11 protein-coding genes are annotated in these 10,990 nt (G+C 60.1%); 4 read left to right on the plus strand and 7 right to left on the minus strand.

Going from position 1 to position 10,990, the window contains the following annotated elements:
• Positions 1 to 107 precede the first annotated feature (107 nt).
• Entirely contained in the window at positions 108 to 824 is a 717-nt protein-coding gene (locus VH599_00135) for an alpha/beta hydrolase (protein HEY7346691.1), read from the minus strand.
• 404 nt (positions 825 to 1,228) lie between these two features.
• On the opposite strand from VH599_00135, the gene VH599_00140 reads away from it, so the two are divergent.
• Positions 1,229 to 1,609 (plus strand): PadR family transcriptional regulator, encoded by a 381-nt coding sequence (locus tag VH599_00140; protein HEY7346692.1) that lies wholly within the window; start codon positions 1,229 to 1,231, stop codon positions 1,607 to 1,609.
• Positions 1,609 to 2,655, plus strand: coding sequence for a Stp1/IreP family PP2C-type Ser/Thr phosphatase (locus tag VH599_00145; GenBank protein HEY7346693.1), 1,047 nt, complete (start codon positions 1,609 to 1,611; stop codon positions 2,653 to 2,655). Before VH599_00140 ends, VH599_00145 begins: the two co-directional genes overlap by 1 nt.
• 135 nt (positions 2,656 to 2,790) lie before the next feature.
• Here the strand turns inward: VH599_00145 and VH599_00150 are convergent, their stop codons facing one another.
• Positions 2,791 to 6,507 carry a SufD family Fe-S cluster assembly protein gene (locus tag VH599_00150; protein ID HEY7346694.1) on the minus strand — a complete coding sequence of 1,239 codons (3,717 nt, stop codon included), beginning with the start codon at positions 6,505 to 6,507 and terminating at the stop codon, positions 2,791 to 2,793.
• Between the two features lie 160 nt (positions 6,508 to 6,667).
• Positions 6,668 to 7,888 (minus strand): helix-turn-helix transcriptional regulator, encoded by a 1,221-nt coding sequence (locus tag VH599_00155; GenBank protein ID HEY7346695.1) that lies wholly within the window; start codon positions 7,886 to 7,888, stop codon positions 6,668 to 6,670.
• A gap of 322 nt (positions 7,889 to 8,210) precedes the next feature.
• Here VH599_00155 and VH599_00160 point away from each other — a divergent pair, with 322 nt between their 5' ends.
• Entirely contained in the window at positions 8,211 to 8,546 is a 336-nt protein-coding gene (locus VH599_00160; GenBank protein HEY7346696.1) for a hypothetical protein, read from the plus strand.
• On the opposite strand, the gene VH599_00165 is transcribed toward VH599_00160, so the two are convergent.
• The 3 genes from VH599_00165 to VH599_00175 all read right to left on the minus strand — a co-directional run bounded on the left by VH599_00165 (position 8,530) and on the right by VH599_00175 (position 10,325).
• Positions 8,530 to 9,315, minus strand: coding sequence for a class I SAM-dependent methyltransferase (locus tag VH599_00165; protein HEY7346697.1), 786 nt, complete (start codon positions 9,313 to 9,315; stop codon positions 8,530 to 8,532). The two genes, VH599_00160 and VH599_00165, sit on opposite strands and share 17 nt — an antisense overlap.
• Before the next feature lie 129 nt (positions 9,316 to 9,444).
• Positions 9,445 to 9,873, minus strand: a complete 429-nt coding sequence (locus VH599_00170; protein ID HEY7346698.1) for a MaoC/PaaZ C-terminal domain-containing protein — start codon at positions 9,871 to 9,873, stop codon at positions 9,445 to 9,447.
• A gap of 2 nt (positions 9,874 to 9,875) precedes the next feature.
• Complete coding sequence (locus VH599_00175; protein HEY7346699.1) at positions 9,876 to 10,325, minus strand: MaoC family dehydratase N-terminal domain-containing protein; 450 nt, start codon at positions 10,323 to 10,325, stop codon at positions 9,876 to 9,878.
• 60 nt (positions 10,326 to 10,385) lie between these two features.
• Here VH599_00175 and VH599_00180 point away from each other — a divergent pair, with 60 nt between their 5' ends.
• A complete protein-coding gene (locus tag VH599_00180; GenBank protein HEY7346700.1) occupies positions 10,386 to 10,553 on the plus strand; it encodes a hypothetical protein in 168 nt (55 codons plus the stop codon).
• 83 nt (positions 10,554 to 10,636) lie between these two features.
• Here VH599_00180 and VH599_00185 read toward each other — a convergent pair.
• Positions 10,637 to 10,990, minus strand: a 354-nt coding sequence (locus tag VH599_00185; GenBank protein ID HEY7346701.1) for a hypothetical protein, incomplete at its 5' end; no start/stop codon positions are given.

Consider the following 10,990-nt stretch of genomic DNA (forward strand, 5'->3'; position numbering starts at 1 on the left):
TGGAGCGCCTGGGCGAAAAGCAGTATCATCGCGGCGTGGAGGATGCGCTGGACCGGCTGAAGCGCGCGGCGGAAGCAGCACATGCGCAGAAAGAAGCGCAACGCTAATCAGTCTGCGATGAGGAAGCGCAAGACCTCGCGCGCGAAGAGGTCGGGGACGGCGCTGATGGCGTTGTGCTGCTGCCCTGGCATGGTAACGACCTGGCTGTTGGGCAATGTGTTGTGCAAAGCGGCAACGGCGTCTTTCATATAGTATGGGCTGTCGCCGCCGAGCAGCAGTAAGGTGGGTGTCTTGAGCGCGCTGAAACGCTCCGGCTGGAAGCGGTAGCCTTGAATCTGGCGCAGTTCGCGGGGGATGGTATGGGCAGCGGCGACACGCCCAGGCCAGACGGGCAGATAGCTTACGAGTTCCATTTCCAGGGGCGAGAGATGAAGAAAATCTCTGAGAAAGGTAGTAATGACGCCCAGGCGATCACCCCGCGCGAGAATGGACTCCAGGCCATCAATGGAGCCAGGAGGGTAGAAGTCCTGGCCGAGCGGGAAGGGCGGCTCATAGAGAATAAGTTTGCCCAGATGATCGCTGCGCAAGGCGGCTTCCATCAAGCAGAGCGCGCCATACGAATGGCCGAGGAGATGCGCAGGTTCCTCGATAGCAGCGAGGAGCGCCAGGATGTCGCTGGCTTCATCCTGAAGAGAATAGGCTGCGGCGTCTCCGCTTCCGTTGCGCCCACGCCGATCAAGAGCATAGACGGTGAAGTGTTCGGCCAGGAGGCGCAGGATGGGGATCCAGCGGGCCTGGTCTTCAGCGGTGCCATGCGCCAGCACAAGCGGCAAGCCCTTGCCGCTGCGGCTGTAGGCGATTGAGACGCCATCCCGCGATGAGACTCTCTCTATTGGCTTCCTCCTCTAGCTCCCTAGCCAGCTTCTTTCTTGCCTCTCATTATACCAAATCGTCTTGAGTGCTTGGGGCTGCTATAGTGACAGCGTTCTGCTCGGAGGCGCAGCGCATAGGGCGCAGCAGCATTTGCAGCCAGGGACGGCGGCGCTGCCCGCAAGAACGCGCCTCTTCAAGAAATGAGGCGCATGCCTTGCCCTTTCTCTTGACAAACTTCTTTTTTCCAGTTACTATATCTGTGACGGATATATCCGCTGGCGCTATAGTGTGTTAACAGCGAGTGGGGGATGGCTCCGGCCACTGCTTCAGGAGAAGTTCAGGAGAAGATGAGGGTATGTCAAACGACGATCAGCGCGCCCCCGAGGCGCTGCTGCCGCTTACTCCGACGGTTTTGCACATCCTCTTAGCCCTTGCCGATGGCGAGAAGCATGGCTATGCCATCATGCAGGAGGTCGAGGCGCGCACTGGGGGCGCGATGCGTATGGGGCCAGGAACGCTCTATGGCTCGATTCAGCGCATGCTCAAAGATGGCCTGATTGTCGAAGCGCAGAAACGCAGCGAGTCTGTTCACGGCGAAGAGCGCAGGCGTTACTATCGCCTGACCGGCTTCGGGAGCCGCGTCTTGCAGGCCGAAGCTCATCGCCTGGAGCAACTGGTGCATATCGCGCAGAGCAAGCAGGTTCTTCCTGATTTTGGCACGACGGGAGGCGCGTAATGGGCTATCCTCCCGCTGCCTTTTCCGAGCGCCTGTACCGGCTGCTCTTGCTCGCCTACCCCCGCGCCTTTCGTGAGGAGTATGCCTCTGAGATGGTTCTGGTCTTCCGTGATGCGTATTACGAGGCGTTGCGTCGGTGGGGAACGCTGGGAGCGATGCGCCTCTGGAGCGATGTATTCAGTGATTTCGTTAAAACGGTCTGTATCCAATGGGTCAGGAGTTGGGTGCAGCGTGACGGGCGCGATTTCGCGCTTGCCGGAAAGGAACAGTTGGCTATGACGGTGCAATTCAGGCTGGATGTTGGGCAGCGCACGGATATCGGGCGCAAGCGGGCGAACAATGAAGATCAGCTTATCTCAGTGATACCAGAAGACCAACAGCTTTTGCAAGACAGGGGCGCGCTCTTTGTAGTTGCCGACGGCATGGGCGGCCATGATCTCGGCGATGTTGCCAGCGAGCTAACCATTCAGCAGGTCAAGGACGCCTACTACCACGATCTCCAGGGCGATATTCCTACCGCCCTCCAGAATGCAGTCAAGCTGGCGAATATTGCCATCTGCCAGGCCAATGAGGCCAAGCAGGCGAAAGGTACCGATGGCTACGGCATGGGCGCCACCTGCGTTGCTGCCGTGCTGCACGATCAGATGCTTTACGCCGCCAATGTTGGCGATAGCCGCGTCTATGTCCTGCACGACGGGCGCCTGCGCCAGGTCACGCGCGACCATTCGATTGTGGCGCAGATGGTCGAGCGCGGCGAGATTACTCCTGCGCAGGTTCGCACGCACGAGAAGCGCAACCAGATTTATCGTTCGCTTGGCGAAAAGCCCGACCTTGAGGTTGATCTCTTCACCGAGCCAGTGCAGGAGGGCGATACACTTGTCCTTTGTACGGATGGTCTTTGGGAAATGCTGGAGGATGAAGAATTGCGAACCATCATCGAGCAATCCGGCCCCGAAGAGAGCGTGCAGCGCCTCATTGCCCGCGCCAACGAAGCGGGTGGGCCTGATAACGTCACGGCGATTGTGGTGCGCGTCTCGGCGGCGTAGATTCCCCACCCCTGCCAGCAGGGACGCTGGCGCTACGGTTGGCCGCCAGGGATGGCGGCGGTACACGCGGAAGCCGCCCCGGTTAGTTGGCCGGGGCGGCTTCGTGAAATTGACGGTTCTACTCACGATGGGGAATTAGCCGACAGAGCCTTCCATCTCAAGCTGGATGAGGCGGTTGAGTTCGACGGCATACTCCATCGGGAGTTCCTTGGTGATCGGCTCGATGAAGCCGTTGACGATCATCGAGTAGGCTTCGTTCTCGGAAAGGCCCCGGCTCATCAGGTAGAAAAGTTGCTCTTCGCCGACCTTGGAGACAGTAGCCTCGTGGCCGATTTCGACCTGGCTGTTTTCCAGGCGCATCGTCGGGTAGGTATCGGTGCGGGCCTCTTCGTCCAGCAGCAGGGCGTCGCAGCGCACATTCGACTTGGAATGATGCGCGTTGGGGTTCACGCGGACAAGGCCGCGATAGGACGCCCGCCCCGTTCCCTTCGAGATGGACTTGGAGAGAATCTGCGAAGAGGTGTGCGGGGCCAGGTGCGTGACCTTCGCGCCCGCGTCCTGGTGCATGCCGTTGCCCGCGAAGGCGACGGAGAGGACTTCGCCGCGCGCGCCCGGCTCCATGAGCAAGACGGCAGGATACTTCATAGTCACCTTGGAGTTGTGGACAATGAAGCCTTGCGAGATGAAGTTGCCTGTGCCTTCGACCTCAATGTCCCAGGTGGGGACTTCGAGGGCCATTGGCTCGGAGACATCCACATCCATGATTTCGACGCTCTCAGGCAGTTCGATAGATGACCGGCCAACCTGGCGATTCATCTGAAGCGTCGGCGCTTCCTGCTGCGCCTGCAAGCGCAGGGTTGCGCTTACATGCTGGCAAAGCCGGGGGTCGGCTGCAAAGACGAGGCGATAGGAGCCGTGCGCCATGCAGGTGACGCCCAGAATCTCGACCTGCCGGGGTTCAGCGAACTCGGTGTGCAGACGCGAGGTGATGCCCAACGTCACCAGCAGCGAGGCGATGTCTTGCAGCAGTTCGCGGTTAGCCGACTTCAGGCTGAAGCGCCCACGAACGACGCAGCCGTCAGCATCAAGATAGCCCGCGATGAAGGCCAGCCGCTGCGATTCTGGCAGGGACCAGACCCACTGAGGGACGCGCTTGGTACGAGCGCTGCCAGTGAAGCCGTTGATCGTGAAGAACTCGGCCAGTTCTTTGTTGTTCCAGGCGAGATGCTGCCCATCGGCGCGCTGGGTGGGCGGGGCGTCTACTAGGGCTGTCATCGTTTCGACCAGCCGCCCACGCGCGCGATCAGCGGCGGGGGTGGAGAAGCCAACTTTGGCGTAGCGCACAACGCCTGCTGTTTGGGCAGGAGCCAGTTCAATGTTGCCGTCGCCGACCCAATAGCCGAAGAGCCACATCAGAGCCTCGGTTGTCTCTTGCGCCTGCGCCATACGAGAGGCCCGCGCGCGGGTCATCGTCAGCGCTGAAGCGTATTGGTTTTCGGAAGCGAACGTGGTCACGAGTTCGGGTACGCGCAGCCGATAGGGCGCGCCATAGTCAATGGAGGTGCGCGGGATGATCACCTCTTTGAGGTGATCGGCGCGCACATAGGCCAGGTGATAGCGGCCCAACTTCTTTGCCGCTTCGGCGTCGTAGAGATACGAGAAGAAGGGGTGGTTCGCGGTGACGCGCAGCTTACGCTCGCCGACTGAGACGGTCTGCACAGGCTGGTAGCCAGAGAAGCGCTTGCCCTTGACAGCGCGGAAGCACAACTGCCCCGCCTGCTCGTCGTAGGACAGCACCTTCTCGCCAACTTCGAGGCGCTCGATGGGCTTGACGCCTTCAGGCGTCGTGACAGTTGAGCCTTCTGCCAGGCAGCCAAGATTGCCGTCCACCCATTCCATTGTCGCGTCGGCATAAGCCGCAGCGCGCTTGGTGACGAGGTTGTAAACGTTCTTCGACCAATTCTGGATGGTGGTATAGCGCACCCGCGCGCCCTTCTGAACGATGATTTCGACGACGGCGCTGTGCAGGCTGTCGGAGGCGTAGGTAGGCGCCGTGCAGTTGTGCGAGACAACTCCCTCAGCCACATACGATTCATCCTCCTCAACCGAGAAGTTATAGACCGTCGTGTCCATCTCCTCGATTTCGATAGCGCGAATCGGCATATAGAGGTACTTCTCGTCCAGGTAGAAGGGCGAGCCGCTTTGAGAGCCGTTTGGCGCGGGCTGCCCAACGATTTGACCAAACCGCTCGTTCCAGGGTGACGAGATGACGACCGCATAGATAGCCTGGCGAGGCACTTCGCGTTCCTGCCGATTCACTGATGCAGCCACACCCAGACGCAGCAGGGCGTCACGGAAGTTATGAGCCAGGTCTGGAGAAATGGTATTGTAGCGGAACATATTTTTCCGCTCGTCATAGCTGCCATCTCCACACCAAGCGCCGCGCACCCATTCAGTCAGGTGCTTGAGGGGGGCGTTGCGGATGAAATCTGGCACACGCTTCTCATAAACGTCTGCTCCGAAGGTACGAGCAAACGCCCGCGCTGCCTCCGTTGAACAGACTACCAGCGTCTGTCCATTCTGGCGTGGTTTATTCTCGATAGGAAGCTTGCCGAAATAGCGCTCGATCAGCGCGCGGGTATCTTCTAGGAAGACACGCTCATCCACATGGAATGAGAAAGAGAGGTAATGCTCATTATCAACATGCCCCTCGGCATGGTAATAGCCCACCAGGCGGAAGAAATCTGGCTCCAGTGGGAGCCTGACCTCTTTAGCGACAGGCTCATGTCGGCCCCGGCCAATGGGAATAGTGAGAGAGTGATCGGTTTCGGTCAGCTTCTCTGGCTGGGGTACAGGTACGACGAGGTAATCACCTGGCTTCAGCAGCGAAACCGGTGCCCACTCTGGGGTAAAGGTTTCGTTGTGGTTACGCGCATACTTGCGCCGGGCGACAAGCAGGGGATGCTCTTCAGTGATATGCAGCGTTGTGTTATCGCCAAAGAAGCGCACATGATAGATCATGCCCTGATAGGGGCGTGACATGGTGTGATAGACCTTGCGATAGCGCCCGTTGTGGGTCAGAACTGTATCGCCTTCTTGAATCTCTTCAATCGCCTTCGTGCCATCAGCGGTGCGCACAGACGCGCCCGCCAGGAAGCAGCCCTCGACATAATGCACATACGAGCCGGGGGCGGCGATAATCAGCGTGCGCTCGAACTGGCCCATGTTCTGCGCGTTGATGCGGAAGTACGCTTGCAGCGGAATCTCTACCCGCACGCCTTCAGGTACGTAGACGAAGCTGCCGCCGCTCCAGACCGCGCTGTTGAGGGCCGCAAACTTGTTGTCGGTGTAGGGGATGATGGTCCCGAAGTACTGCTTCACGATGTCGGGATGCTCGCGCAGGGCGGTATCCATGTCGGTGAAGATGACACCCAGCTTCTCCAGGTCTTCGCGCACCTTATGATAGACGGCTTCGCTTTCGTACTGGGCGGTGACACCCGCGAGGAACTTGCGCTCGGCTTCCGGGATGCCCAGGCGATCAAAAGTCTCTTTGATCTCGGTGGGGACTTCTTCCCAGGTCTTGCCCTGAGCCTGCATCGGCTTGATGTAGTAGTAGATGTCGTCGAAGTTGATCTCGGAAAGATCGGCGCCCCAGGTGGGCATAGGCCGCTTGAGGAAATGGTCCAGGCTCTTCAGGCGGAACTGGCGCATCCAGGCAGGCTCACCCTTCATCTCGGAGATTTGCTCGACAACCTGCTGGTCTAGCCCCTTCCGGGACTTGAAGACATAGTTTTCTGGCATAGAAAAGCCAGCGGCGTAACGCTCAAGTTCCGTTGTGACCAATTCAGACATAGAAGGTTGCTCCTTATTCCTGGTAATGCCGCCAATGAGCAGCAGCGGCACTGGTTAAATCTGATGGTTTTAGTCGGATTTCATTGTGATTATATGACTTTCGCGCCTCCCTGTCAAGGGTGGCATCGGCGTATTCCCGTTCCCCCAGGGTCAGGCTTGCTTAGACCTCATGCGCCGCTTCCTCAGCCGCTTCCTCAGTGGGCAGGAGATGCAGGTCTCTGAGGAACGGCCCCATAGTTGGGCCAGAGTGGTCGCGCAGTTCCGCGAATTGTGGGGTGATGCTGGGGTCTTCAGCCAGGCTCAGCGCCAGGTTGCGCGCCTGTTGCGCTGTGGGCGCGTACCCTTGCTGCCAGAGGAGTTTTGCGTAGGTATTCAGGAAGACGGTTTTGTGGAGCGGCTCCATGTGGGGGATGCGATGCAGGTCGTTGAGCAGCGCCTCAAAGACACGCCTGGCTTTAGTAAAGGCGCCGTATTTGAGATAGGCGCGGCCTAATGAGCGCTGAACAAGAAACTCCCAGATGGGGCCGTCGGCTCCGCCGATCCGCTGAGAGATGCTGCTTACCTCCCGCGCCAGGTCTTCTGCCTCGCGCAAGGTGAAGCGAGGGCTGTGGCTCAGGGCGTTGAGCTTGTCGCGTAGAAGATGTGGCTTGCACTCTTCGGGCCGCTCCCGTATGGCCCTGGTGGTGTCGGCCTCTTCGCAGCAGGCATAGGCGCGCCGGGGCAGTTTCAGGTTGTGATAGGCGACGGCTTCGGCGCGGATGGCGTGGAACTCCAGGCGATCTATATATTCGCGCTGGGAGCGGTAGATATTTTCGTCCAGGCTATGGATGAGCAGGCGAGCGAGCTTGGCATGATAGAGAGCGTCGTCGGGGCGGTTCAGGATGCATTGGGTATCGCTCAGGATGAAGCAAATCTGGATTGCCGCCAGCGCCGCGACGTGTGGGTTCACCTGTTTGAGCAAGTCCTGGCTGGCGTCGCGCACTGCGAGGAACCGGGGCCTGATCTGAAGGTGGTCGGTGCTGGCGCAGGCAAGATGGTGCGCGTATCCCAGCATCGCTACTTGAGCGGTGAGCGGCGAGTGAGACGCCACTTCGCGGCGGGAACGCTCTCGCTCCAATCGGCGCTGACTGGCAAGGAAGAGATGCTCGAACAGGCTTGCTCGCTGCTCCGGGTCGAGCGGTGAGGCGGCGGCGATTTTCTGTGCTACGGCTGGGCCGGGGGTTCTAGGGTCGTTGGGATCGAGCAGATAGCTCAGATACTGCGGGCTGATGCCAACCTGTTCGGCAAAGGATTGTTTTGTGCCTGGGGGCTTGAGGGCGCTGTTCAAGACGGCGCTGTACGTTTCCTTGTGCAACTGGGCTTCCCAGAAAAGGTCAATCATGTTTGCTGCTCGCTACAAATCTTGCATGAAATTAAACAAACTTTTCAGCCTTCCAAGAGTATGCTAGCGGGAGGCTAGACGCCAGGCGGAACGGTTGTGTAACCAGCACACACGATCTGCCCCTGGCGACGAGAACTTACGTATTGTAAGGCTGGTAAACTTGAAGATCAAGCCTGATAATGTGGCGAGGGAGCGAATGGCTAAGGGGTCGCGCTTCCCTACGGCGGAAAGAGGGACGCTTTCTATGGAGCGATCAAGACGAAGAGTAGGGTCTTTCGGGAGCAGGACGGGCTGCTGTGTGGGTATCAGGCAGAAACCGTGTGTGAGAACCATCTCGCATCGCCGCGCCGGGGCCAGCCCTTGGGGCTGGTTTGCTGAGTACGCGGGCGCGCTGCCATCGGTGAGGCTGGAAATGGGCAAGGCGCTGCGCCAACTGCTGCGGGCGCCCGATTCCCTGGCTGTGTGTAACACTCTTATGCGTCACCCTATTTTGCTGCTGGAATCGGCGCCCGAACTGCTGCGCGCGACGGCTGCCGAGGCTGAACGGCGTGGCGACCAAAAAGACGAAGAGATTCTGATGAGCTATCTGTCTGTACTTGAACTGGCGCGGAAGCGGGGCATAGCCGCCCTCATCAGAGATCTCAAGCAGGAGGAGTAGGCTGGGCTAATTCGAGCTTCCAGGCTTCGATGACGCAGTGCAGCGGGATTTCGGCGATCCAGGAGCCTTGCGGCGAGTTTGCCAAAAACTCTTCGGTTGGCTCCGGCTCTTCCAGGGCGGCGACGACGAAACCCGCCGCGCGCAGGATACGGAAGTACCAGGAGAGCGGGCGGTGATAAGCCTGGGTGATGATCGGCTGGTCTCCGATCCTGAGCCAGGGCATGTCATCAACCGCGATTGCCCGGTAGCGGCTCATCTTGCGCCAGATGGTGGTATTGGGGTAGATGCGCTCGATGGCCCAGCCAGAGGTGTTGACTTTATCGAAGCAGGGATGAGAGAGGCTGGCGACGAAGCGCCCCTGTGGCCGCAGGACGCGAGATACTTCCTGAATGGCTCCGGCTGCATCGGCGATGTCCATCAAGGCCATGTTGCAGACGGCCAGGTCGAATGCGCCGTCTGCCAGCATGTCCAGATGAGCGGCGTCGGCAGCATGATAGGTGATACCGAGGGGTTCTCTGGCTTCGCGGGCGCGGGCGCGCTCGATGATGGGGGCGTTGGCATCAACGCCGATGACGTGCGCGCCCTGGCGGGCGAAACGACGGCTCATATAGCCATTGCCGCAGGCGAGGTCGAGTACGCGCTGCCCGGCTACATCTCCTGCTAGCATGAAGACTGGCGGGTCAATGAGCGTGCGATGCCAGAGATCGCCGTCATCGCCTAGCTGTTCATCCCACCAGTCAGCCATCTGGTTCCAGCCGGTGGTTTCCATGAGTTGGCCTCCTTTTCTTACTTGCAAGACGCTGCTGCGCGGCTACAGGCGGAAGCGGCTCAGCAGCTATCAAGCCTGCTGAGCCAGGTGTGTATTTTGCCACATGGGAGGGTTCGGGAGCAAGGGCGCTCAGGCGACAGAGACTTCGGCAGCGCCGCCAGTGACGCGCTCACCGCGCTGGTTTTCGGCCCATACGTCCAGGGTGAGCAGCGCGCGGCCATCGCGCTGCTCGATGGTTTTGATGGTCCCTTTGCAGGTAAGGATATCGCCGGGCTTGACCATAGCGGAAAAACGGACTTTGAGGCGGGCAAGGCCGGGCTTGCCTGCCAGCGTACCCATCCAGCCGCTGACGAACTGCCCTAAAAAGCCCATGCTCAACATGCCGTGAGCAATCACCCCATCTAATCCAGCCATGCGGGCGAAATCGTCATCTAGATGAATAAGGTTGTGATCGCCGGAGGCGTCGGCATAGGCTCTGAGTTGTTCGCGGGTGACGGGCGGCTTGACGAGCGGCGTCAATTCCTGGCCGGTAGTGAGGGCGCTGAGGCTGGTACTCATAGTTAGGCTCCTTCTTCGGGGATGCGCAGGATGGCGAGCGTGCGGCCTGTATAGACGTGCGCGCCGCTGGCGTCTTTGCCGGTGGTTTCCAGAGTAACAAAGGTCATCGTGCCGTCTTTGCCTGGGCGCTGACGCACTTCGGCCACGCGCGTCTGGATGGTGAGCGTATCTCCGGCATAGAGGGGGCGCGTGTAGGTGTATTCTTCTTCGCCATGCAGCAGGCGCATTTTGATAGGGTCTATGGGGAGCGCGCCGACGAACTGGCGAAACCTGGTGACGAAGGTTGGTGGCGCGACCAGGGCAGGATGCCCGGCGGCCCGCGCGGCGGCTTCGTCGTGAAAGATGGGGGTATCGTCGCCAACGGCATCGGCGAACTGGCGGATGGCATCGGCGGTGATTTCCACCGTTTGGGCTGGCGATTCCGCGCCAACAATACTGGCGTCAATGGACATGGAGGTTTCTCCCTTGCTAAGAGAGCAGACGACTTTGCCCTCTACTCTCGTGCTACACGGATGGAGACGGCGCTGCCAGGCAGGGTATCGGCTTCTGGCGGCAGCATCAACTGTACCATTACGACGGCCAACCGTCCAGATGAAGGCGGCTATGTCTATGGGCAGCGTTCACCTGTAGCGCCGCCTTCCAGGCGGCTCAACGTTGGCCTGCGAATACGTGGCCCGTGAGGGCAGCCGTTCGCGCTGGCGAGCGGTTGGCCGCCAGGGACGGCGGCGCTACAGGCAGCCAACCTGCCTGGACGACGGCGCTGTCAGTGGGGCTGCTGCTGCTCAGCCAGCCAGCGTTTGGCCGGGAACTCGCACCGCCCTGACGCGGCAGCAGGCGTGGCGCGCCCCCTGGGCTGGATGAAGAACGCGGGCGAGACCCGAAACGGATAGCGGTTTTCCAGCCAGGCTTTGGCCGGAAACGCGCGCGGCGGAAGGTTGTACCAAGGGATAGATGCGTGAGACGAGACCATGAGAGACTCCCCTTTCCTGCCGACAAGCGGCGGAGAAAATGGAACGACCACATCGGGGAACCCTGGCCCGGAGAGGCCGCAGGGTTCACAGATATGGTCGCTGGGGGGTCTGGCGGAGGGTCTCAATGGTACAATACTCCCCAGCCC

It is taken from the genome of Ktedonobacterales bacterium, from assembly GCA_036557285.1.
Lineage (GTDB): Bacteria > Chloroflexota > Ktedonobacteria > Ktedonobacterales > DATBGS01 > DATBHW01.